Below are 23,319 nucleotides of genomic sequence, written 5' to 3'. Positions count from 1 at the left end.
TGCGCAGCCCATCGCGACACAAGGCCGCTCCCACAGGTACAGCGCTGCCATCAAGGTTTGTGCAGACCTGTGGGAGCGGCCTTGTGTCGCGAAAGGGCTGCAAAGCGGCCCCGGCAATCTCAAGCCAAGCCCTGCTCCAACAACCACCGCCGCACCATCATCTGCTGCTCCCCTGGCAGGCCTGACAACACTGCCTCGAGAGGTCGGCCGCTACGCAGCCCCCGCACCACCGGCGCCAGCTCCACCCCCTGCAAATGCCACACCCCCAACGGCTGATCCGCCGTCACCACCACCTCGGCCTCATCCACCAGCCCGTCACGCAACACCGGCCGCCGCTCGACCCTCACCGCGCTCCAGTCCGCCGCCACGTGCAATGCCTGCATGTCCGGCCACCCCTGCCGCCGCGCCCAGAACGGCTGCCCCACCCGCCCCTGTTCTTGCCCATAGAAATCCCGCCCGATCCGGGCAAAACGCAAAAACAGCTGTTCGATCCGCTGCTGGTGAAACTGCCGCGCCAACCAGGCCCGCTCCGGCCTGCGCAGCAAGGTATTGATCACCACCGGCGCCTGCAGCGCCGAAGACAGCGACTGGAAGATCCCGTTACCCGATAGCGGGTCAACGGCCATCGCAGCATCGCCCACGCGTATCCAGTCCTGCCCGACGCACTCACCGGCCAGAATCGCGGTGCTGCTGCGCGCATGCACCTCTGCCGGCGCCAAGGCCCTGGCATCGAACAGCTCGGCCACCAGCACGCTGCCGGCTCGCCGCGCCGCACAGTAATCCGCCAAGCCGGCCTTGCCCGGCAGCCCTGCGGCGTCCAGGGTGACTTGCCAGTAGCAGCGGCCGTCTTCCAGGCGCGCCATCCACGCCCAGCCATCCGCCAGGCTCTCCACCGCCGACGCGGGCGCCCCGGGGGCGGCCTGCCAGACATTCAGCAAGCTGACTGTCTCCGGCCCGCGCAGGCGGTCGGCGGCCAACGGGGCCTGACGGCCTCGGGCTTCGACAAGGAAATCGGCCTGCAGTACCTGCCCGTCGTCCAGGCGAATACCATGAACGACTTCGCGAACCACCTCACGCACCCGCCCCTCGACCACGCTCACACCCGCACGCTGAAGGTCGTCGCGCAGCGCCCGGTCAAACCTTTGCCGATCCAGCAGAAACTCCTGGTTCAGGTGCAGTTGCTGGCCGTTCCAGTGCACTTGCCGAGTCGCCGGCATCGCCGCCTGGCGCAACGCCCCGCCAAGGCCGGCGTGGCGCAGACCGTCCAGCACCCGCTGCGAAACCCCTTCGACCGCCGCGAACCGGCGCCACTCGGACACCACCGTCACCGCATAACCCAGACGCCGCAGGCCAATGGCCGTGGCCGCACCCGCAGGGCCTGCCCCCAACACCACAATGCGCGGTTCAGCCATGGCCGGCACCTCGTCGCTCGGGGCCCGCAAACGCCGCGTGGTGGCGCAACCAGTCATGAACCTGCTGCTGGCCCATGCCCGGCTCGTCACGCAGCAACGCAGCGATCCTGCCACTCAGGGCCGCACAGCCCAGGCTCGCGCCTGCCCTGCCGCCCGCCCCCACATAACCGCCAAAGTCCGCCTGCCGGGTACCCAGCCAGGACCACTGGCCAGGCGCACAGCGGGCGTCGCCTGTGACCCGTATCACCCCGGGGTAGCTGGCCGGATACACTGGCCCGCCCTGGGCCGGGCTGGAGGCGCACAACAGCACACCCGCAGCCAAAGCCTCGGCGCAGGCCTGGTGCAGCACAGGCCGGTCCTGCTGCAGGCCAAGGCTGAGGTTGACCAGCGTAACCCCCGCCTCCACCAGCCACAGCAGCGCGGCCGCCACCTGCAAGGCACTGGTGCTGGCCTGGGCGCCGAAAACCTGGGCCAGCAGCACGGGCACCGGCCCGGCCTCCCGCTGCAAGCCGGCGAGCACCGCGCTACCGTGCCCAAGCTGGTCGGGCAGCATGTCACCTTCGCGCAACTGGCCGTCCTCCAGCCAGAAGCGGCGCGCGCCCAGCAAGGCGCTGGCCTGCTCCGGCGTGCAACCACTGTCGATCACGCCAACACGCACGTCAGTGCCCATGCCTGATCACCTCCTCGGGCAGCACCTGCAACTGGCCAGCGTGCAGTTGCAGGTGCAGGTCGGCATCGGCCAGGGTCGAAGCACGGTGGCTGATCAGGATGCGCGTGCGGCCGGCGAACAACTGGTCGATGGCCGCGATCACTTCGCGCTCGGTGGCTTCGTCCACCGCCGAGGTGGCCTCGTCCAGTACCAGGATCGCCGGCGCCTGCAGCACCGCGCGGGCGATGGCTATGCGCTGTTTCTGCCCGCCGGACAACTGCTGGCCACGCTCACCCAGCAGGCCGTCCAGGCCCAGCGGCAGGCTGTCGACCAGGCTGTCCAGCCGCGCCAGGCGCACCACCCGTTCCAGTTCCTCACGGCTGGCCTCGGGCACGCCGTAGGCCAGGTTTTGTGCAAGGGTGCCGCGGAACAGCACGATATCCTGGCTGACCACCGCAATACGCCGGCGCAGCGCGGCCAGGTCCAGCTCGCGCAGGTCGGTGCCGTCCAGCAGGATGCGCCCGGCGTCCGGGTCGTAGAAGCGCTGCAGCAGGTCGATCAGGGTCGACTTGCCCACCCCCGAGGCACCGCTGATGGCCACCTTCAGGCCACCCGGCACGCACACCTGCACGTCGTTCAGCACCGCGCCCTGGCGCCCTTCATGAGCAAAGCTCACCCCCTCGAGGCGCAATTCGCCCGGGCCGTCGGGCATCGGCTGCGGGTTGGCTGCCGGGCGCACGGCCACGGCCTCCTGCTTCAGTTCCATCACCCGCCCCAGGCTCACCGCCATGCGCTGCACCGCCACGTACAGGCCCAGCAGGCTCTGCACCGGCCCTACCGCCATGCCCATGTAGGTGGAAAAGGCGATCAGCGCACCTAGTTGCCAAGTACCCTGAATCACCCACCAGCCGCCGACCAGGAACGCGCAGGCGCGGCACCAGGAGGTCAGCGTGCCGGGGATGGCCTGGGTGAAGAATTCGGTCACCTGCACCTTGAGCAACTGGCGCATGTAGCCCTGCCCCAGCTGGTCCAGGCGCCCCGCCTCGCGGCCTTGCTGGCCGGCGGCCTGGATGAACTTCATCGCCGGCAGGGTTTCGACCAGGAACGACGACACATCCGCCGAGCGTTCGCGCAGGTTGCGTACTTCGCGCTCCACCTTGCGCCGCATCCAGCGCAGCCACAGCACTTCTATCGGTACCAGCAGCGCCAGCAGCAGCGACAGTTGCCACGACAGCATCAGCATCAACACCACCGCGCCCACCAGGCCGATCACCGCCGACACCGCCGAAAACAGCGAATCCACGGCAAAGCGCTGGATTTCCGCCACATCGCCATCCAGCCGCGAAAGGATGTCGCCGATGCGCCGCCGCCCGTAGAACGTCGGCGACAGCTGCTGCAGGTGGCGGTAAAGGTCATCGCGCAGCGCAAACAGGATGCGCCCCGACAAGCGCGTGTGCAGGTAGCGGTTGACCCCGGCCAGCACGGTACCCAGCAGGCCCGCGCCGATCATGATCGCGGCCATGTGCCAGAGGGTCTGGTAGTCCTTGGCCAGCAGCCCCTCGTCGATCAGCGTCTTGACCAGCCAGGGTTGCGCCAGCGCCAGCAACGAGGCGCCCAGCGACAAACCGAGCAACAGGCCGATGGCGCGTCGATGGGGGCGCACGAAACCATACAGCCAGGCCAACGCCTGGCGCATGAGTACAGGGTCGCTGGACTCCACCAGCCGGGCGAACAGGCCGCCCACGTCAGCCGCGCAACTGTTTGAGCTTGCGGTACAGCGTCGCCCGGCTGATACCCAGCGCCTCGGCCGCCGCGGACACGTTGCCCTGATGGCGCGCCAAGGCGCCACGGATCAGCTCCAGCTCGTTGTCCTTGAGGCTGCCGGAAGGCGCGGTGCCGCTGGCCAGTTCGTCCAGCAGGCAGTCGGTGAGGTGGTCCAGGGTCAGCACCTGCTCGCCGTCCTCGCGCATGGCCAGCGCGGTGCGCACGACCATTTCCAGCTGGCGGATGTTGCCCGGCCAGTCGAAGCCTTCGAGCAACGCGGTCAGGGCCGGGTCCAAGGTCACGCCCCGGGCATCGGACTTGTCCAGCAGCCCCTGGATGATCGCCGCCAGGTCATCGCGCTCGCGCAGTGCCGGCAGGCGCAGCGACACGCCGTTGACCCGGTAGTAAAGGTCTTCGCGGAAGTGCTGCTCCTGCACCAGGCGCTTGAGGTCGCGGTGCGTGGCACAGATCAATGCCACGTCGATCTCCTGCTCGTCGCCCGCCCCCAGCGGTGCCACGCGCCGTTCCTGCAGTACCCGCAACAAGCGCGCCTGCAGCGCTAGCGGCATGTCGCCGATTTCGTCGAGGAACAGCGTGCCGCCGTGGGCCTGCATCAGCCGGCCGACCATGCCGCCCCGGCGCGAGCCGGTGAACGCACCTTCACGGTAGCCGAACAGTTCGGACTCGATCAGCCCTTCGGGGATGGCCGCGCAGTTGACGGCCACGAACGGTTTGTCGGCACGCGGGCTGGCCTGGTGCAGGGCCCGGGCGACGACTTCCTTGCCGGTACCGGTCTCGCCCAGCAACAGCACCGGCAGGCCATTGCCCAGCCCCTGGCGGGCCATGCGCAGGTTGCGCGCCAGGCGCGGGTCGCCACCGGCCAGGGCGTCGAGGGCGGGTGACTGCTTGCCCGGCGCCGGCTTGCTCACCGGCGTGCTGCCGTTGACCCGGCCATGGCGCGGCAGCTGCAGGGCGCGGAAGTAGAACTCGCCCTTGGCCGTCTGCACATTGCTCACCCCGCCCTGCCACAGGCGGGCGATGAAGGCCGGTGACCGTTCACCCAGCAGGTCACTGCTGTGCCGGCCCAACAGCTCATGGCGCGGCACCTGCAACAGCTGGCAGGCACTGTCGTTGGCAGCCAGCACTTCACCGTCCAGGCTCAGCGCCAGCAAGCCATGCCAGGCGCTGTTGAGGTATTGCGGGCGGCTATGGAAGGCCAGCACCAATTGCTCCGGGTGGCACAGGCCGAACATGCGGCTTTCGATGTTGCCGGCCGCCAGCATCAGCGTCGACAGGCTGTCCTGTGGTTGCGCCATCACCCCTTCACGGGTGATGTCGAGCACGCCGATCACCTCGCCGCGCGGGTCGCGCAGAGGTACCGAAGTGCAGGAGAACGGGCTGAGGCGGTCGAGGTAATGTTCGCCGCAGTTGATCAGCGTCGGCCGGCCTTCCACCACTGCCGTGCCGATGGCGTTGGTGCCACGCAGTGATTCGCTCCAGCAACTACCCGGGTGTAGGTCGCGCAGGCCCTCGCGCTGCAGCACGTGCTTTTGCCCTTCGATGGCCAGCACGTTGGCCTGGGCGTCGCCGAGGATGACGATGCCGGCCTTGCCCTGACGCGCGACCAGGTAGTCCAGTTCCGGGGTAACGGCGTCGACCAGCAGGCGGTTGCGCTCCAGCAGCATGCGCAGGTCGTGGCCCTGCTCCAGGCCCAGGCCGACCTGCTCGCCCTGCAGGCAATCCAGGCCATGGCCAAGGCTACGCCGCCAGGAGGCATCGATCTCGTCGCGCAGCATGCCCAGTGGCAGCTCGCCTTCGCTGGCCAGCTTCAGGCGGGCCTGGCGGGATTCGTGCAGCGGGTCGTGGGCGTTTGTTATTAGTTGTCGCGCCATTTTCTACTCCGGCTGTGCCCCGCTAGGCGGCGGGGAACGGGCTTGGGAATTTTCCGCAGTGTGCGGGAGAAATCCCTGGCCGTCATCAGGCTGAGGCAGAAGGTGGCATATGGTGACGTTTACGTAAAGGGACATGCAGGAGCACCGCCTTGCTCAAGATCTGCAAGCTTGCGCAAGCTTTGTGGGAGCGGGTTCCTAGAGGTCGATCACGGCTGCCGCTTGATTTCAACAAAGCCCAGGTGCCCGCCAGACACCTGGCACCGGCCCATTCGCGGGTAAACCCGCTCCCACAGGGACGGCGTCGCACTTGAGATCACGCGGTACTTGTGGGAGCGGGCATGCCCGCGAACACCGGCAAAGCCGGTGCCATCCACCACGTCGTCTGCTTCGCGGGCGCGCCCGCTCCCACAGGTACTGCGCTGGCTTCGAGTTGACGCTGTAACTGTGGGAGCGGGTTCACCCGCGAAGAGGCCCTCGAGGTCAATCACGGCTGCCGCTTGAGTCCAACAAAGCCCAACCGCCAGTCAGACACCTGGCACCGTCTTCCGCCCAACCAGTTGCTGTCTCTCCACCCCATCCAGCAACGCCTCCACCACCGCCTTGGCCGAATCCAGCCCATGGTCATTGCTCAACAACAGATCACGACAGGTTCCCTTGGCCAGATCCAGTGCCTTGAGATTGGTCGCAAAAGCGCCTTTGAGCAGCGTGGACAGATGCACCAGCGCATCTTCGTAGTCCACCCCAGAACGCACGGCAAACAATGGCGGATGGCTGCATTCGCACGTGGAGAAACTGGAGGACGCCGTGGTGGCGCGTACGGGAGGATCGGTTAAGCCTTTTGTCATTGTGTCGCTCCTTGATTCACTGGAGCCGCCACAAATCGCTACCAAACGAGATGGTGACGGCTGTACGCAGGTTGGTAGACCGGGAATCAAGGAAACCGGCGCGCACGGAGGCGCCCTACGCACAGCCGCCATAAAACGAAACAGCCGGGCACAAAAAAGCGCCAACTGTATCGCATAGCGGGCGCTTGTGCGCCTTGATTGATCGCGGGCTACCAAACCCGGCTGCTGGACTTACAGCAGCGGGCAAAGACTACCGGTGTCGGGGAAGCGTTTCAAGCGAAGGGAATGTGCAGTAACACTTCCGGACGGCGTCGCACTTGAGATCACGCGATACCTGTGGGAGCGGGCATGCCCGCGAACACCGGCAAAGCCGGTGCCATCCACCGCGTCGTCTGCTTCGCGGGCGCGCCCGCTCCCACAGGGACGGCGCGGGCTTCGAGTTGGTGCTGAACCTGTGGGAGCGGGTTCACCCGCGAAGAGGCCTTCGTAGCCAATCACGGCTGCTGATTCTGGCTCAGGTACTTGTCCACCGTAGCCTGCCCTTCCCCCGCATCCCCCGCCACCTGCCACAGCCGCCGTTCGATCCTCTGCGCCAGCAAGTGCCCCACCGCCGCCTCGATCCCCGGCAGCCCGCACAGCTGCGCCGGTTCGTTGGTGGTGTACCCCACCTCGGCCTCGAGCAGCTTTTGAACTCGATGAACTTGAACACCCCGGCACTGCACCCGACCGAATAGATAGTCTTGCTGGTCACCACGTTGGCCGGCACCTGCCCGGTGCGCACGTCCACCGCGCGCAGATTCACGGTCACCTGGTCGACGCGGTACTGGGCTCGTGCGCCGCAGCGAGATATCGGTGGCGAGTTAGCCATGATCAAAGTCGTATCAACAGTTTCTGGGCGCCAAAACCAGTTCAGCGATAAAAATGCGCATTCGGACTTTTTTCATAATATGAATCCCTACGAACGAGCGGGCCTCTTACCTCTGCACGAACAACTATTTTATCAAATGCACCCGGGCGAATTACCATACTTTCATTCCCGGGATCTATATAATCAAAATCAATGCCCTTTCTTAATTCGTTTATATTTTTTGAATACACTCCAAAGACATGTCCGCGGCGACGATTTGAGGGGATTTCCGCATACCCTGAGGCGACATTATAATTTTGTGATATGTAAAATCCTGCCCCACACCTGTCGTGCCCCCCTATTTGACTCGTGACTCCTGCCTCCAAGCTACCGGCATAGATTTCATTACTGCCGTGATACCCTACGAGCATATGACCTTCTGGTATATTCTTACGGGATACTCTCCCAAGAGGCACGATCGTTCCGAGCACCTTTCGCCCCCTTTCCATAAACCCATGAACGCCTGTGGCATTTCTCGCATATATCCCGTACAACCTCCCAAAAAATCCTCGCACTGAGAAATGCCCACTTGAATCTTCCGAATTTATAGGGTCCCCTAGGCAATACGCATATGAATTTAAACCACCAAGCATAAACGGACTCATGCTATCAGGAGTATTGAAACGCATCAAAACCGGACTAAACTCTCGATAGCCATTACCCAACGGATAATTTCGCGTAATTTGATCTGGTCGCTCGCCATTGAAGCCAAGCGCCACAAGAATTTCCGAACAAAACCCATAAGGTGAATAGTTCAAGGCCTGCCGTACACGTTCGGTATTGACCACCGTTCGATGCTGATCCACTGCTAGCAATGTGTTAACGCATGCATCCCCTTTTCGCTGCTGCTGAGCTAATAATTGATCCGCATTCTGCATGAGGGAAGTATACAACAAGCCTTGCACTTCATTAACCATACGTTCTTTACAGTAGAACCTGTAAATCCTATGAGCCTTCCGCTCAACTGAGTGAACTTCGGAACCTGATGAAAGGCCGTCAAAACTGTTTGCCGAAATGAGCGCCATTATTGGATTCCGCTGAATTTGTGCGTTATTTGAATATCACAAACAAGACTAAATCCACCACTAGCAAAAATACCAGGTTGCATGCTGACGCCTCGATTGCCGACAGCACGCACAGCTGCGCCGGTTCGTTGGTGGTGTACCCCACCTCGGCCTCGAGCAGCTTCTTGAACTCGATGAACTTGAACACCCCCGCACTGCGCCCAACCGATCAGCATGCTTGCTGCACCCTGGGTGACGCTGGTGGAGAACGAGCTGGCCGGGGTCGGCTTGTATTGCCCGGTCTGGTCGCGGAAGCCGTACATCTCTTGGGCTGAGGCAAGTTGATCAGGATAGGAGATCGAGTCGCGCGGGAGAATTGGCTGAGCGGCATTTAGTAGTGTATGGATTGGGGTAAGGCTGGGTTATATTCCATAAAATTAGCGCAATCCTTGTGTGGCTTGCCGGCGATCACCAATGCAGCCACTGCCATCCATCGCGTCCGCTGCTTCGCGGGCTAGCCCCCCACAAGGATCGCACCAAACCTGAAACCAGCCCATAGTCATTGCTCATCATCAGATCGCTATATATCCCCTCAGCAAGCACCGATATAACGAGCCGCATTGCTCATACCTTAATTATTACAAGACACCAACTTCAGCACTTGAGCTCAAAAAACCTCAACCCAATCGCATGGATCAATCTAAAGTATAGACCGAGGCCCACGATACGAATTTCTACGAACAAGAGTACCTCCTATTTCCTTCCGCACAATTACTTTATCAAATGCCGACTCACGAATCACATAGCCCTCCCTGACAGAACGAGCACCATGACCGATATCAACCAATTGCTCACCCGCAAGCAACCCTTTAAAGCCTAATACGAAAACTCCAAATACATGCCCACCGCTACCGCGCGCATATGAACTAGCGACATCATAAGCCTGTGAAAAATAAAAACCCGCCCCATACTCGTTCGCACCATGGTATTGAAGCCTAACCCCCGCTTCCAATGATTCCGCATGCGCCAATTTGCCACCATGAAATCCGACAAAATCGAAACCATCTGGCACGCTGCTTGGATTTGGATAAGACTGTACTTGTGCTGCGGGTTTCTTCTGCACATGTGTCCGAACGACCTCGGATGACCCAAGAGAGAAATACTTCCCGCTTCCTTTACAGACTTGATTCAAACCTAATCCCGCAGAAATTCTTTTACCCATCCGCGAAAACAACTTTCTTATAGGTCCATGCCCGCTTGGATCTTGTAAATTTATCGGATCGCATAAACAGTAAGCATATGAATTCACTCCCCCGCGCCGGAACGGACTCATACTGTCAGGAGAAATACAACGCATCAAAACGGGGTCAAACCCGCGATAGCCATTGCCAAGTAGATAGCGGCACGTGATCGGATCTGGGTGTTCGCCGTTGAAACCCAGCGAAACCGTTTGGCGAGGGCGATAGCCATACGGCGTATAGGCGAAGGTCTGCAGCGACGTCTGCTGCCTGTTTACATCTAACCTGACTGAGCTATTACTTATCATTGACATGCTCCTTTTTTAATCAAAGAACAGTTACAATAAAATTTAAATATTCACAAAATACGTTGACACGACCTCGCGAACCCCCTGCATTTACCAGACCATTAAAAGGGTGCCTCATTCGACTTAGCAAGCACTACCGCCCTGCTGTCTTTACCAGATCGGACAGCAATCAAACTATAAGCGACCTCCCTGATCACAATTTCGCCATACTTCCGTTCCATAGGGAAACTATCACGCACCCTAAAGGAGTAATCCCGCCCTAACTTAAGGCGACTAAAGTTTTCAGTATAAACTCCATATACCTCAGGCTCATACCCTTTCTTCTTAAGGTCCTGAGCATATTCCAATGGCCTCTTCTTATCAGGAGCCAGATAGAAGCCCTTACCAAAACGCTGTGCATAACTCGACCCTTGAAAACGCGCATTTAATCCAGACTTCAGACTGGGACCATGTGCCTTGGTGCTTCCATGATATCCTATCAGATCCCAATTATTGGGGACCCCCTCGGTAGGCAAAGCAGTAGTCAGTGATCGCATGGAGCCATAGATTGGCTTTGACGAGTCGAAATAAACTTCCTTGCTTACACTAACGACAGCCTTAACTAACCTCCCCGCGCCATTCGCACGCGATAAAGCGCCGTGTATCCTTGAATGCCCATCTGGATCTCTGAAATTTATTGGGTCGCCAATGCAATAGCCATACGAATTAAGCCCCCCTGATCTGAACGGGCTCATGCTGTCTGGGGAATTGAAGCGCATCAAGACAGGATTGAACCCTCGATAGCCATTACCCATTAGATAATGCCTAGTTATTGGATCTGCTCTCTCCCCACTGAACGCGAGCAATTGTGAATATCCCGAGCGATACCCATAAGGTGTATAGCCTAGAGCCGGCCACAGCTGTCGCTGACATTCATTCAGACCATTGGTATTTTGGCGAAGCATTGGGATGCGCCATAAGATCTGTCGATAGCGCGAGCCTTTCATAATCCATCTAAAACTCACCACTGGCATAAATGCCAGTTTTCATGCTGTTAAATTCATGCTGACCCTTTTCCATTGCTATACCCAACGTAGGCGGAACAGAGGGTCCCTGTGGGAGTGGGCATGCCCGCGAAGAGGCCCTCGTAGCCAATCACGGCTGCTGATTCTGGCTCAGGTACTTGTCCACCGTAGCCTGCCCTTCCCCCGCATCCCCCGCCACCTGCCACAGCCGCCGTTCGATCCCCTGCGCCAGCAAGTGCCCCACCGCTGCCTCGATCGCCGACAGCACGCACAGCTGCGCCGGTTCGTTGGTGGTGTACCCCACCTCGGCCTCGAGCAGCTTCTTGAACTCGATGAACTTGAACACCCCCGCACTGCGCCCAACCGAATAGATGGTCTTGCTGGTCATCACGTTGGCCAGCACCTGCCCGGTGCGCACGTCCACCGCGCGCAGGTTCACGGTCACCTGGTCGACGCGGTACTCGCGAGAGATGTCTATGCCCAGGTAGCGGGCACCTTCGCCGCCGCTGCGCACGTTGGTGTCGTAGGCGATGATGCCGCCCTCCAGCATCAGGTTGGCGGCCTGCAGCGGTGGCAGCTCGCCCATGATGTTTTCCGGTACATCAGGCTTTTTCTGCGAAGCACGGATGATCTTGCGCTCAGTCAGCAGGTTCTGCAGGCCTTCACGCTCCAGCACCACGAACCAGCCGCTGGCGTTCAGGGCGTCCATCAGCATGCTTGCCGCGCCCTGGGTGACGCTGGTGGAGAACGAGCTGGCCGGGGTCGGCTTGTACTGCCCGGTCTGGTCGCGGAAGCCATATACCACCGCCATCAACCGGCCCTTGGGCCGTGGCATGTTGATCAGGTCGTAGTAGGTCGAGGCACGTGGGGTCAGGGTCGGGGTTTCCGAGTCCTGTTCGGCGGGCATCGGTTCGCGCAGGCCACAACCGTGCAGTCCCAGGGCGGTGAGGATCAGCAGCGTGCTCAGCAGACGTTTCATGGTGTTCTCTCCCCAACAAATAGCCTTGCCCCTTCAAGGGTTCAGGCCGCTGACCTCAATGATCGAAATTTCTCCTGTGGCACGATCGGTGACCTTGATGCTCAAGGCCCCGGAATCGTCGATGACGTCGATGAGAAACGCATCGGTCGCCATGCTGCCGGTGTTGCCGTTACTGATGTTGTCCAGCAACTGCGACAACATCCGCGACTCCAGCTGGTTGCTGAAGCGCTCCAGGGCCGTGGTGCCGGCAAAGGCCGAGGAGCGGTCCTTGAGGTCGGGGTCGTCGTAGTCGTTCTGCGCCTGCGCATTGTTCAGCAACCAGGTGCCATTGAGCGGGTTGCCGCCAAAGGCCGGGTTGACCGGGGTGTACACCAGCTCGGTGGCCTGGGCGGCACACGCGCTGGCCAACAGGCAGGCGGCGATGCAACGGGGTATGTGGTGCTTCATAGCTCGTCCCTCTCCAGATCGGTGGTGTCCTGCAGCAGGCGTTGCAACTTGCGTTGGATGATTTGCTGCTTGACCAGGTCGGCTGCTGCAACGGCCTCGTCCTTGAGCTCGGTGGTGTTCGGCGGCAGGAAGCGGCGGTACACCACCTCACGCTCGAACTCCACGGTGACCAGGCTGCCCCAGCGGGCATCCGGGCGTTCGCGCACTACCAGGTTGAAATCCAGCCGGCTGGTGGCGCGCAGGCGGTCGGCGAAGTAGTAGTAAAAGTCGTGGCCGATGTGCGAGATGGTGTTGTCGACGATGAAGCCTTGCATCTCGTCTTCGTCCCCGGCCCTGGCCGAGGTGGCCAGCACTACCACCAGCAGCAGGCCCAGGCACAACGCGGCCAGGCGGCTCATGGCGTGTCTCCCGGGCCGGCATGGGTCTGCACGCCACCGGCACTTTCGGTAAAGGCCTGTTCGGCGACGAACTGCCAGTCGCTGTAATGTTCCAGCCCGTCGAAACCGCTCCATTCGGCGCTGAAGCCACTGCGCTTGAACGGGGTGGCGTCCGAGCGGCTGTGCACGCCGGTGATGCGGCCATCGATCGAGCGCAGCAGGCCCCAATCGTCGCTGTTGGTGATGGGGTCGAGGTACAGCCGGCGAATGTGCCGCCTGGCCTGCGGGAAGCGGTTGTCCTGCAGCAGGTCGGCCAGTTCCTGCGGGTACTGGGCCAACCCCGGCGAGGCGCGGTAGTAGCTGCGCAGGGCCTGGGCATACTGGCTGCCTACCCACAACAGCTGGCGTTCGCGGTCACGCTGGGCAGCACTGGCCCAGAGCGTGCCGGTGGCGGCCAGGGCCACGCTGCTGACCGCAATCAGCAGCAACACGCCCAGGTAGGTGAAGCCGGCGTCGGCCTTACCATTCCGCGAACAGGCTGCCATCGCGCGCCCTCCCTGTGGCACCGCTCTTGATATCGGCCACGCCACCGGCCACGCCTTCAGGCGGTGGCACCAGCTGCCAGGCATCGCTGCGCTCGGTGATCGGGTCTATCGGGGTGTTACGCAGGTAGCGCTGCTCCACCAACTGCTCCAGCGAGTCCGGGTAGTGGCCGGTGTCGCCGTAGTAGTGGTCCAGCGCCTCGCGCAGCACCGCCAGGCTCTGGCGCAGGGTGGCTTCGCGGGAGCTTTCCAGGCTGTTGAAGTAGCGTGGCATGGCGATGGTCATCAGCGTGGCGATGATCGCCAGTACCACCAGCAGTTCGATCAGGGTGAAGCCTTTGCTGCGTTTCATGGCTGTCACCATTGCCCGTAGGGGATGTTGTTCAGGCCTTTGCCGCGGGCCTTGGAATACACGTCGAACACGTCTTCGCCTTCGCGCGGGTTGTCGGGGCTGCTGTTATAGGCGCGCAGCCCCCACCCGCCTTCGTCCTCAACCTTGGCCGCCACCAGCGGGTCGTGCGGGATGCGCCGCAGGAAGTAGAACTTGGCGCCCTTGGCACTGCGCACATCGCGCACCCCGTCGACCAGCACCTGCAGGTTCGGCGGGTAGCCACTGGCGTCCAGGCGCTTCTCGATGTAGCCGGCATCGAACGCGCGCTTGTAGGCGTCGATGGCGTCGCGAATCTGGTACAGCGCCTCGCGCAGCTGCTGTTCCTTGCCGCGGCGCACCACGGTTTCGGTCAGCGGCGCGGCCATGCTGGCAAGCAGCCCGAGCAGTGCCAGGGTCAGCACCACCTCGATCAGGCTGAAGCCCTGCATGCGGCGCTGCGCGATCATGGCCGCGGGCTCCCTTTGGGTGGGACGATCGCCATCTGGCTTTCCACCACCGGGGCATCGGTGGCCGGGGCATTGCCAGGCACATCCGCTGGCGGCAACGGCGCCATCTGCCGCACCTGCATGGCCGACTCGGTGCCGGTGGCGAACTCCATGTCCGACGGGCTCTGGTACGGCAGGTTGCGCACGATGCGCGGGGTGATCGCCAGCACCAGCTCCGACTTGCTCATGTCGTCCTTGTTGCTGCCGAACAGCCGGCCCAGGCCAGGGATGTCGCCAAGGCCAGGGATCTTGTTGCCGCTGGCGTTATGATCGTTGCGCACCAGGCCGGCCAGCACCTGGGTTTCGCCATCGTGCAGGCGCAGGGTGGTCTGGGCGTTGCGGGTGTCGACCTGGACCGGAATGGTGCCCTGGCGGGTGGCTTCCAGCGGGGTGGCGTTACTCACCTCCAGGGCTACCTTGATCGCCACTTCGTTGTTCAGGTGCACGGTGGGCTGCACCTCAAGCTTCAGGCCCACGTCCAGGTAGGTGACGCTTTCGGTGATCACCGGGCCCTGGGTGGACGGCACCGAAGTGGCGCTGATGATCGGCACCCGCTGGCCGATGTGGATGCGCGCCTGCTCACGGTTGCTGACGCGGATCACCGGGCTGGCCAGGGTGTTGATGTCCTTGTCCTGGGCGTTGATCTTGGCCTGCGGCGCCGGCGCGATGCTGATGCGGCTGGAGTCGATGCCCTTGAGCTGGTCGAGCACGCTTACCGGCTGGCCGTCGGAGCTCAGCACGCCGAAGGTGTTGGGCCATTGCAGGCCGAGGTCGAGGATGCGCGAAGTGGCCACTTCCATCACCTCCACTTCCAGCACCACCTCGGGGTTGGACTGGTCCTGCGACTGCAGCAGCTTTTCGGCCATGCGCACGGCATCGGGGGTGTCGCGCATGGTCAGGGTGTTGAGGCGTTCATCGACGAACACGTCGCGGGTCTTGAGCATGGTCTTGACCATGTTCAGCGCGGTGTTGGAGTCGATGCTGGTCAGGTAGAAAGTCCGCATGACCAGTTCCTGGTAGTCCTTGGTCTTCTGCGGCGAGTCGGGGTAGATCATCAGGGTGTTTTCGTTGACGATCTTCTGCCGCAGCTGGTTCTGCTCCAGCAGCAGCGCCACGGCGTCCTCGATGCGCAATTCGCGCACGAAGATGGTGGCCTTCATGTCCGGGCGCATGTCCTTGTCGAAGATGAAGTTGATGCCGGCAACCTGGGACAGCACCTCGAAGATGGTCTTCAGGTTGGCATCGCGAAACTCCAGGGTCACCGGCCGCTCCAGCTTGCTGCGCAGCTGCGGGAACGGTTGCGCGGTGCGCGCCTGCACGTTCTCGATGTCGCTGCGCAGGGCAATGCCCTTCTGGTTCTGCGGGTCCAGGCGTAGCACTTCGCGCATGTAGCGCTCGGCACCGAACAGGTCGCCCTGGCGCAGCGCCGCCTGGCCCAGCGCCACGCGCTCGTCGAGGGTGCGGATCAGCTCCAGCTGGCGGATGCCTTCCTGGGCGCGGCGGTTGTTCGGCTCCAGGGTCAGCACCCGGCCATAGCCCATGCGGGCGCTGGCGAAGTCGTGGCGGATGCGGTCGGCGTCGGCCTGGGTCAGCAGCGCCTCGACCGCGGCCTGGCGGCTGTGGGCCAGGGCGATGTTCAGCTCGGTGTCACGTGGGTCTTCGCGCAGGGCTTCTTCCAGGCTGGCGATGCCGGCTTCGTACTGGCCCTCCTTCATCAGCTGTTCGCTGTCCTTGCGTACCGCACTGGAGCCGCAGCCGGCAATGGCCACGCACAGCGCCACAAGCAGGAATGGAGCCGGTTTGCACAGCTTTGACGACTTCATGGTGCGCTCCCTACAGACAAAGTCTGCGACTGATGCAAAGGCAGGTAGACCAGGTGCAGCTCGCTGGCCGATACCCGCTCGAGGCGGTAGGTGTCTTCGATCACGTCGCCCTGGCGCACGACGTAGAGTTTTTCGCCGCTCTGCAGGAAGATCTGCAGGTCGTCGCGGTCGCCGATGCGGCCAATGAACTGGAATGGCAGGGCCGGGGCAGTCGGGGCTGCGGCTACGGCGGGTGCGGTGACCACGGGTTGTTCGGTGACGGTGGCCAGGGCCTGGGGTTTGGTCCATTGCTGGGTTGGGAAGAGATCTCTTGAGGCTTGTTCCGGCCCTTTCGCGGGTAAACCCGCTCCCACAGGGACCGTGGATACCGCCGATTTTGTGGGAGTGGGTTTGCCCGCGAAGGGGGCAACACTGTCTTCCTCGCCGAACCAATGGCCCGGGGCCCAGGCCAGCGCCGCACTCACGCCGAGGAAGCCAACCCAGATGACAGCACGTTGTGTGTTCATCATGACCTCGACAGGTAAAGGGTCATGCGCAGGCGGGCGTTGAGCTCGCTGTCGCCAATGCGTTTGCGTTGCAGCTCCAGGTCTTCCAGCACCAGGGTCGGCAACTGCTTGATCAGGCCCTTGAGAAAACCGCGAATCTGCGGGTAGCTGCCGCGTACCGGCAGCACGATCTGGTAGCGCGCCAGTTGCGTCTTGGGGTCGATGCCCAAGGCATATTCGCCACGCGCCAGGCTGATATGCTCGGCGCTGGCCAGGTGGTACAGGCGCTCGATCAGCTCACTGGCCCGGGGCTGCCCCGGCAGTTGCTGGCGCAGGCTGTCGAGGGCCTGCTGCTCGGGCTTGATGGCAATCTTCAGCTCGCCACGCCTGACCCGCTCGACCTGCACGCTGGCGTCCGCTTCGGTGGCGCGCAGTTCGCGCAGGTTCTGCCATTGCGGCAACACCCCGGCGCACAGCACGCCCACGGCCAGCAGGCCCACCGCAACCGCAGCCAGGCCGACCGGGCCGACGCGACGCAGGCGCTCCTGGAGGATCAGGCTGTTCAGCGATTCACGGGCGCGCATGGCCGGTCTCCCAGGTAGCGGTGAGAGTGAAGCGCACCGGGTGTTCGGGCTGCGCGGCCAGCACTTCGTGGTTGAGCAACGACACATCGCTGAGCTCGGCACTGGCCTCCAGGCGCTGGTGGTACTGCAGCATCGCTTCCAGGTTGCGCGCCTCGGCGGTGATGCGCAGCTGGCCTTTGCGCGCGTCGGGGGCCAGGCTGAGCAGCGCCACGTCGTCCTGGGGCTGCGCTTCGAGCATGGCGAACAGCTGCTGCCAAGGCCGTTGCAGTTGCTGCGAGACGCTTTGCATCTGCGCCAGGCGCTCGGCCTGTTCGCGGCTGGCGGCGCTGCTCAGCGGCGCGACAGTGGCCGGGCGACGGCCCAGTTGCTGCTCCAGGCTGTGCACGCTGGCCTCCCGTTCGACCTGCTCGGCCTGCAAGCTTTGTTGCAGCAGCACCAGGCCGGCAACGGTGGCGCTCGCCACGGCCAGCAGCGACCAGGCCAACGGGCTGCTGCGCCGGGGCTGGAATTCCAGGTCGAGGCGGCGCATGTCAGGCCACCGCCCGCCACATGGCGCACAGTGGGTCGGCATCGCTGGCTGGCTGGCACAGCTGCACCGCCGCCAGTTGCGGCACGTCACCCCGACCCGGGGCATGCAGGTAGACCCGTGGCAGGTGCTCGCCGTACAGCTCGCAGGTGCGCTCGATCAGTGCTTGCAGGGCCTGGTCACTGTCGGCACAACCTTGCGTCAGCACTTGCTGCCAGGCCCCGCCGGCAGCCAGCAGCAGCACGCTGCGGCGCGGTTCGGCCAGGACGAACAGGAAGTCGCCCTGCCCCAGCTGCGCCGAGCAGCGGTTGTAGGCGGCCATCAGGTACGGCTGTACCGAGCGCAGGCTCAGGTGGCTCTCCCGGCCCAGCGCCTGCAACCGCTGCAGCAGGGCTTCGGGCAACGCCGTGGCGATGCGCGCGGCACCGGCCGGCTCGGGCGACAGCACGATGCGCCAGTCGTCCAGCGGCTGCCCGTAGAGGTTTTCGAAACAGGCCCGGGCGTAAGCGTCCAGCTCGCGCGGGTGGCTGATGGCATCACTCCAGGGCACCAGGCAGAAGCGGCTGTACCGGGCCGACAGCAGTACCCGCAACTGGGCACCGCGCACGGCATGCTCGGCCAGCAGCGTGGCCAGGGCGTCGACGGCGGCCTCCCAGGCCGGTTGGGCGGCATCGCAGGTAAAGTCGCGGCTGCCCAGCCATTGGTGGTGATTGGCGTGCCAGCTACCCAGGCCCACACCTTCGGCACCGAGTACGGCACTGTATCTGTAAGCGCCACGATCAGATGAATGTGACACGGTTGATCTCCTCGAGTGTGGTACGGCCATCCCGGACCAGGTCCAGGGCCGAGGCCCGCAGCAGGCGCAGGCCACGCTGGCAGGCGAGGTTCTTGATTTGCGACAGAGGGCGACGCTCGACGATCATCTGCCGCAGGTCGTCGTCCAGGTGCAGCAGTTCGGCGATGGCGCTGCGGCCGCGGTAGCCACTGCCACGGCACTGGCCGCAGCCCTGGGCGCGGACGAACTTCCAGCCGGCCACGCCCTCGCGGGTCAGGCCCGCGCCGTACAGGGTGTCGTCGTCGACTTCGCACGGCGTGGCGCAGTGCGGGCAGGCCAGGCGGATCAGGCGCTGGGCCAGCACCGCATTGAGCGCGGAGACGAAGCTGTAGGGGTCGACCTGCATCTGGCTGAAACGGCCGATCACATCGAACACGTTGTTGGCGTGGATGGTGGTGAACACCAGGTGGCCGGTGAGCGCCGACTGCACGGCGATCTGCGCGGTGTCCGGATCGCGGATTTCACCGACCAGGATCTTGTCCGGGTCGTGGCGCAGGATTGAGCGCAGGCCGCGGGCGAACGTCAGGCCCTTCTTTTCGTTGACCGGGATCTGCAACACGCCAGGCAGCTGGTATTCGACCGGGTCCTCGATGGTGATGATCTTGTCCACGCCGTGGTTGATCTCGCTGATCATGGCGTACAGGGTGGTGGTCTTGCCGCTGCCGGTGGGGCCGGTGACCAGGATCATGCCGTAGGGTTCGGCGGCCAGGCGGCGCAGGGCGCGCAGGGTTTCCTCGGCAAAGCCCAGGGCCTGCAGCTGCACGCCGCTGACCCGGTCGGACAGGTCCTGCTTGTCGAGCACCCGCAGCACGGCGTCTTCGCCGAAGATGCTGGGCATGATCGATACCCGGAAGTCGATTTGCCGGTCGCCCACGGCAACCTTGAAACGGCCGTCCTGGGGCACGCGTTTTTCGCCGATGTCCAGCTCGGCCATCACCTTGATGCGCGAGATCACCTGGTCGGCAAAGGCGCTGCCGCTGGCCTTGCCGGCGCCGTTGAGCACGCCGTCGATGCGGTACTTGATGGTCAGGCCCTGGCCGGTCATGCCCAGGTGGATGTCGCTGGCGTGCAGCTTGAGGGCGTCGTACAGGGTGGAGTTGACCAGCTTGACCACGCGGCTCTGGTCTTCGCTGATGCTGGCCAGCGACAGGCGCTGCAGCGGGTCGCTTTCGCTGCTGGTTTCGGCGTCGTGGTCAAGGGCGTCCACGGCGTGGAAGCTTTCTTCGTGGCGGGCCAGGAAGGTGGCGAGGTCCGCGGCGTGGGCCAGGTACAGCGGTGCGCCTTGCAGCACATCGTCGATCCAGGCCAGGCGGGCGTGGTCGAAGGGGTCGGCGAACACGCCCAGCAGTTGGCCACCCTGCTCGATCAGCACGAATTCACGCTTCAGGCACATCGCCAGGCTGACCTTGTCGAAGCGTGGGGTGCTGGCCAGCAGGGTGTGGCTGTCCAGCACCGGGTAATGCAGGGTCAGGCCCAGGCGCTGGGTGAAGGTGTCGGGGGTGTCGCAGGCCAGCTGTTCCAGGCGGGTGAGCAGGCGTTCGTCGCTGGTTTGCAGGCGGGCCTGGGCCAGCAGGTCGCGGGGGTAGGCAGAATATGCTTTTACCTGTGCCGGCCCTTTCGCGGGTAAACCCGCTCCCACAGGATTGCCGATTTCTTCAGGATTGCAGTGCCCCTGTGGGAGCGGGTTTACCCGCGAAGAGGCCGGTGCAGGCGGTAGAGCGTCCTGGGTTACATCGAATGCTTCTGGCATGGCCTGCGACTCCGCTCAGGGGCGCGTCGCAGGCTGGCTCGGCCAGGGGTGCGGGCGCCGCTATTCCCCTGTGAGCAGTTGATCGTCGTCGGGCCCCGGGGGCTTGACGCCGTTGCGGCGGCGGTCGGCCAAGACCCAGCTTCCATCGTACAACTGCAGGGGGAACGATTCGTTCCTGTTCTGGCGTCGTTCGACAAACCCTTCAGCCGGGGTGTCCGTGGCCCTGCGCCGGCGCTCGATGCCCATCAGGTCGAAGACTGCACGGGCCAGTTCCACCAACGGGAACGGCTTGAACAGGACATGGCTCACACCCAGTTCGGCGGCCCGCTCACGCACCTCGACGGTGGGGTGGGCGGTAATCAGCACGAAGTGGCACTGCCTGTTCCTGCGTACGGTCTCCAGAACCTGAAAACCCTCCATGTCGGGCAAGCGGTAATCCAGCACGATCACTTGCGGTGCCAGGCTTGCAGCCTGCTCGATACCACTGGCACCGTCGTGGGCAACATGAACTTCCAGGCCTTGCGCCTGCAGGTACGCTTGCAGGTTCTGCGCAAGAGTCTGTTCGTCATCGACTACCAATACTCTGTTCACCAAGGTCGACTCCCAAGAACTGCCCGGTAACCCGGTCTGCGAAGTGCGCCCCTGTACAGGCTTGAGCAGGCTTCGTGCCAGGCGTGAAAAATCATGCTGCACCACTGTAGGTCATTGATTTGCCAAGGGTACCGATCAAAATCCATAACGCGGGGGGCAGGCGCAACGGCCCGGTTCCCCACATGCGGGGAAACTGATGGCACACTGCCAGATCGTTATTCCCCATGATTGGGGAAACGCCATCAGTCACCTCAGTCGGCAATCTCCACGATAGCGGACGCACGCAAACGTTGGCGCACGGACTGGCGCGCCTGCGCCTCCCGCTGCCCGATGAGCGTGGCCCTGGCTTGAACCAGTCCCTGTTCGCGTATGACCGAAGGTTCGTCATTTTGTTTCTGCACTCCTTGCAGGGTTTCCAGGCTGGCATCGTAGAATGCCTCCACTTCGGCCTGGCTGGGCGCGGCGACAGCGCTGAGCTGGGCATACACCTGCTGCGCGGCTAGCTCGCGCCGGGTGTACTCATTGTACTGTGCCCTATCGAAGCCCGCTTCCGCCAGCCGCCGTTCAAAGATTGCCGGGCTGCCAAGCGCGGCCTCGACCTCGCCCACATGCGCCGACACCTGCTCGTCGCTGATGGCTATGCCGCGGCGCTGGGCCTCCTGCCACAACAGCTCCTTGTCGATCAGTTCATTCAGTGCCTGGTCGCGCAGGCGCTGGTACAGGTTCGGGTTGCGGATGCTGGCCACCGCGCGGCCCTGGGCATCCAGATATTCGCTGAAATAGCGCTCCAGGCGCATCGTCTCGATCTCCACACCATTGACCCGCGCCGCCGGCATATCGGCCCAGCTTGCCTTGGCCAACACCTGCAACAGGCACAACAACAGAACGCGCATGGCAACCTCCGCTCAAGGGCTGTCCGGCAGTGGCCGGTACGGGGTGACCGCGGTGAAGCGCGGCCCGGGCAGGGCCAACGCCACCACATGGGCACCGGCCATGCCCTGGCGGCGACCGGGGCCGAAGCCCAGGGCCGGGGTCAGGCCGGTGGGCACATCATGCAGGCCTTCCAGCGCGGCAATCAGCTGCTCGCGGCTGGTGTCGCGGCCTGTCTGCTTCAACGCTTCACTCAGCAGGCGCAGCGCGCACAGGGTGTTGACCTGCAACGACGCCTGGCGAGGGTCGAGGCCCTGACGCTGCTGCAGGCCGGCCAGAATCGCCTGGCCCTGTTCGGTCCAGTCCCCAGGCACGTAGGGATAAGCCAGGAACACCCGTTGCGACCAAAACTCGGGCAAGCGCGCCACGGCGCCGGTCACCTGGCTGGAGGCGGCAAACAGGTACGGCTGGCGGCCGGCTGACTGCAGCGCCGAAGCCAGTTCGGCAAAGGCCTGGGCACGGCCGAGGAAGACAATGCCCTGCCCGTCCACGGCCTGGCCAGCAAAGGCCTGGGCCGCAGGTGGTGACCAGCCCTGCTGCTGAAGGCGTTCGCGCACCTGTTCGGCCAACGCCGCTTGTTCATTGTCGGCATACACCACACGCAGGTCGTTGGCAGCCAGCCCCAGCGCCGCGCGGGCGTGGCCGGCCAGGCTCAGCAATTGCGCGGGCAAGCCGGGCAACGGGTCGAAAATCTGTGGGCTGCCGCCGCTGCGTGGGGTACTGCCGATCAGCGGTACATTGTGGGGCGCCAGCAAGGTTGCCAGGCGCTGGTCGAGCATGGGTGTCAATGGCGCGATCAGGGCGAACACCTGCTCCTGCTCCAGCAACTGCTTCAGCGCCCGTTCGGCGCTGGCCGGGTCGGATCCCGGGTCGAGCACCACCAGCTCCAGGCGTCGCCCGTGGATGCCACCCTGCTGGTTGAGTTGCGTCAGGCCGTCTTCCAGCACCGCACGCACCACCTGCCCGGCCTCGGTCAGCGGGCCGGATGCCGGCAGCAAGGTCCCCAGGCGCAGCACGCCCTCCTCCACGCCGGGGTCGCGCTCCTGGGCCAGGCGCTTGAGGTAGGCCGTGAGGTTGCGCTGGTCGGCCAAGGTGAGTTCGAAGCGCGGCATGGCCGGGTCCAGGCGATTGCCTGCCGGGTCGACGCCGTGCTGAATCGCCCGGGCCAGGCTGCTGTCGGTGTAAGCCGGATAGCGGCGGCCGTTGACCTCGCGTTCGCCCTGGCCTTGCGCCAGACGCTGCCAGTCGAGGCTGGGCGGGCGTACGCCCCCTTCGGCACGGCCGCGGCCATCGTTGCCGTGGCAGCTGGCACAGGGCAGCACGCTGGCCGGGACCATCATGTCGCTGGCGCCGACACGGGCTTGCAGCTGTGCGTCGCTGCTGGAGACGCCCTGGCGGTAGAGGTGTTTGCCGGCTTGTTCATGTTCGGTCAGGTCCAGGGCGAGTGCACCGCTGCATATGGCAATACCTAATGCGAATGCCAGATAGCGCAGCACTGCCTCAATACAGACGCGAATCCCTGTAGGAGCGGCCTTGTGTCGCGATCGGCGG

At 63.7% G+C, this 23,319-nt stretch carries 23 protein-coding genes and 2 pseudogenes; all 25 read right to left on the bottom strand.

All coding sequences use genetic code 11. From position 1 onward, the window contains the following. Positions 1 to 119 precede the first annotated feature (119 nt). The 25 genes and pseudogenes from qhpG to RR51_RS21990 all read right to left on the bottom strand — a co-directional run bounded on the left by qhpG (position 120) and on the right by RR51_RS21990 (position 23,264). On the bottom strand, positions 120 to 1,412 hold the full coding sequence (qhpG, locus tag RR51_RS22100) for a flavin-dependent monooxygenase QhpG (RefSeq protein WP_039614682.1): 1,293 nt from the start codon (positions 1,410 to 1,412) through the stop codon (positions 120 to 122). Further along, complete coding sequence (gene qhpE, locus RR51_RS22095) at positions 1,405 to 2,082, bottom strand: subtilisin-like serine protease QhpE (protein ID WP_039614681.1); 678 nt, start codon at positions 2,080 to 2,082, stop codon at positions 1,405 to 1,407. Before qhpE ends, qhpG begins: the two co-directional genes overlap by 8 nt. Then, positions 2,072 to 3,805 carry an ABC transporter ATP-binding protein gene (locus RR51_RS22090; protein ID WP_039614680.1) on the bottom strand — a complete coding sequence of 578 codons (1,734 nt, stop codon included), beginning with the start codon at positions 3,803 to 3,805 and terminating at the stop codon, positions 2,072 to 2,074. Before RR51_RS22090 ends, qhpE begins: the two co-directional genes overlap by 11 nt. A gap of 1 nt (position 3,806) precedes the next feature. Continuing rightward, on the bottom strand, positions 3,807 to 5,717 hold the full coding sequence (locus RR51_RS22085) for a sigma-54-dependent Fis family transcriptional regulator (protein WP_039614679.1): 1,911 nt from the start codon (positions 5,715 to 5,717) through the stop codon (positions 3,807 to 3,809). A 524-nt stretch (positions 5,718 to 6,241) separates the two neighbouring features. Beyond that, on the bottom strand, positions 6,242 to 6,478 hold the full coding sequence (locus RR51_RS22080) for a hypothetical protein (RefSeq protein WP_039614712.1): 237 nt from the start codon (positions 6,476 to 6,478) through the stop codon (positions 6,242 to 6,244). A 578-nt stretch (positions 6,479 to 7,056) separates the two neighbouring features. Further along, positions 7,057 to 7,388, bottom strand: a pseudogene (locus RR51_RS22075) (CsgG/HfaB family protein); the annotation flags it as partial. An 83-nt stretch (positions 7,389 to 7,471) separates the two neighbouring features. After that, on the bottom strand, positions 7,472 to 8,494 hold the full coding sequence (locus RR51_RS29620) for an RHS repeat-associated core domain-containing protein (RefSeq protein ID WP_082044739.1): 1,023 nt from the start codon (positions 8,492 to 8,494) through the stop codon (positions 7,472 to 7,474). Positions 8,495 to 8,564: 70 nt separating this feature from the next. After that, positions 8,565 to 8,796 (bottom strand): annotated as a pseudogene (locus tag RR51_RS29615) (CsgG/HfaB family protein); the annotation flags it as partial. A 377-nt stretch (positions 8,797 to 9,173) separates the two neighbouring features. Then, a complete protein-coding gene (locus RR51_RS29610; RefSeq protein ID WP_236693292.1) occupies positions 9,174 to 10,019 on the bottom strand; it encodes an RHS repeat-associated core domain-containing protein in 846 nt (281 codons plus the stop codon). A 101-nt stretch (positions 10,020 to 10,120) separates the two neighbouring features. Next, positions 10,121 to 10,963 (bottom strand): RHS repeat-associated core domain-containing protein, encoded by an 843-nt coding sequence (locus RR51_RS32020; RefSeq protein WP_442961534.1) that lies wholly within the window; start codon positions 10,961 to 10,963, stop codon positions 10,121 to 10,123. A gap of 190 nt (positions 10,964 to 11,153) precedes the next feature. Further along, entirely contained in the window at positions 11,154 to 12,002 is an 849-nt protein-coding gene (locus RR51_RS22060) for a CsgG/HfaB family protein (RefSeq protein ID WP_015270587.1), read from the bottom strand. A gap of 33 nt (positions 12,003 to 12,035) precedes the next feature. Continuing rightward, entirely contained in the window at positions 12,036 to 12,449 is a 414-nt protein-coding gene (locus tag RR51_RS22055; protein WP_013972854.1) for a curli assembly protein CsgF, read from the bottom strand. Next, entirely contained in the window at positions 12,446 to 12,847 is a 402-nt protein-coding gene (gene csgE, locus RR51_RS22050) for a curli production assembly/transport protein CsgE (protein WP_039614676.1), read from the bottom strand. The genes RR51_RS22055 and csgE overlap by 4 nt, the downstream gene beginning before the upstream one ends. Then, a complete protein-coding gene (locus RR51_RS22045; RefSeq protein WP_039614675.1) occupies positions 12,844 to 13,371 on the bottom strand; it encodes a type II secretion system protein in 528 nt (175 codons plus the stop codon). The genes csgE and RR51_RS22045 overlap by 4 nt, the downstream gene beginning before the upstream one ends. Then, complete coding sequence (locus tag RR51_RS22040) at positions 13,346 to 13,720, bottom strand: type II secretion system protein (RefSeq protein ID WP_024087221.1); 375 nt, start codon at positions 13,718 to 13,720, stop codon at positions 13,346 to 13,348. The genes RR51_RS22045 and RR51_RS22040 overlap by 26 nt, the downstream gene beginning before the upstream one ends. A gap of 5 nt (positions 13,721 to 13,725) precedes the next feature. After that, positions 13,726 to 14,205, bottom strand: a complete 480-nt coding sequence (locus RR51_RS22035) for a type II secretion system protein (protein WP_039614674.1) — start codon at positions 14,203 to 14,205, stop codon at positions 13,726 to 13,728. Further along, positions 14,202 to 16,067 carry a secretin N-terminal domain-containing protein gene (locus tag RR51_RS22030; RefSeq protein WP_039614673.1) on the bottom strand — a complete coding sequence of 622 codons (1,866 nt, stop codon included), beginning with the start codon at positions 16,065 to 16,067 and terminating at the stop codon, positions 14,202 to 14,204. The genes RR51_RS22035 and RR51_RS22030 overlap by 4 nt, the downstream gene beginning before the upstream one ends. Next, entirely contained in the window at positions 16,064 to 16,573 is a 510-nt protein-coding gene (locus tag RR51_RS22025; RefSeq protein ID WP_024087222.1) for a hypothetical protein, read from the bottom strand. The genes RR51_RS22030 and RR51_RS22025 overlap by 4 nt, the downstream gene beginning before the upstream one ends. Continuing rightward, positions 16,573 to 17,136, bottom strand: a complete 564-nt coding sequence (pilO, locus tag RR51_RS22020) for a type 4a pilus biogenesis protein PilO (protein ID WP_039614672.1) — start codon at positions 17,134 to 17,136, stop codon at positions 16,573 to 16,575. Before pilO ends, RR51_RS22025 begins: the two co-directional genes overlap by 1 nt. After that, positions 17,123 to 17,665, bottom strand: a complete 543-nt coding sequence (locus RR51_RS22015; RefSeq protein WP_039614671.1) for a PilN domain-containing protein — start codon at positions 17,663 to 17,665, stop codon at positions 17,123 to 17,125. The genes pilO and RR51_RS22015 overlap by 14 nt, the downstream gene beginning before the upstream one ends. Before the next feature lies 1 nt (position 17,666). Then, positions 17,667 to 18,458 (bottom strand): hypothetical protein, encoded by a 792-nt coding sequence (locus tag RR51_RS22010; RefSeq protein ID WP_024087223.1) that lies wholly within the window; start codon positions 18,456 to 18,458, stop codon positions 17,667 to 17,669. After that, entirely contained in the window at positions 18,442 to 20,247 is a 1,806-nt protein-coding gene (locus tag RR51_RS22005) for a GspE/PulE family protein (RefSeq protein ID WP_236693291.1), read from the bottom strand. Before RR51_RS22005 ends, RR51_RS22010 begins: the two co-directional genes overlap by 17 nt. Before the next feature lie 60 nt (positions 20,248 to 20,307). After that, positions 20,308 to 20,841, bottom strand: coding sequence for a response regulator (locus tag RR51_RS22000; protein WP_039614711.1), 534 nt, complete (start codon positions 20,839 to 20,841; stop codon positions 20,308 to 20,310). A gap of 248 nt (positions 20,842 to 21,089) precedes the next feature. Next, on the bottom strand, positions 21,090 to 21,731 hold the full coding sequence (locus RR51_RS21995; protein ID WP_013972866.1) for a SurA N-terminal domain-containing protein: 642 nt from the start codon (positions 21,729 to 21,731) through the stop codon (positions 21,090 to 21,092). A gap of 12 nt (positions 21,732 to 21,743) precedes the next feature. Continuing rightward, a complete protein-coding gene (locus RR51_RS21990; protein WP_442961535.1) occupies positions 21,744 to 23,264 on the bottom strand; it encodes an ABC transporter substrate-binding protein in 1,521 nt (506 codons plus the stop codon). Positions 23,265 to 23,319 lie beyond the last annotated feature (55 nt).

It is taken from the genome of Pseudomonas sp. C5pp, from assembly GCF_000814065.1.
GTDB classification, from domain to species: Bacteria; Pseudomonadota; Gammaproteobacteria; order Pseudomonadales; family Pseudomonadaceae; genus Aquipseudomonas; species Aquipseudomonas asiatica.
This window is presented reverse-complemented; position numbering and strand designations above follow the sequence as displayed.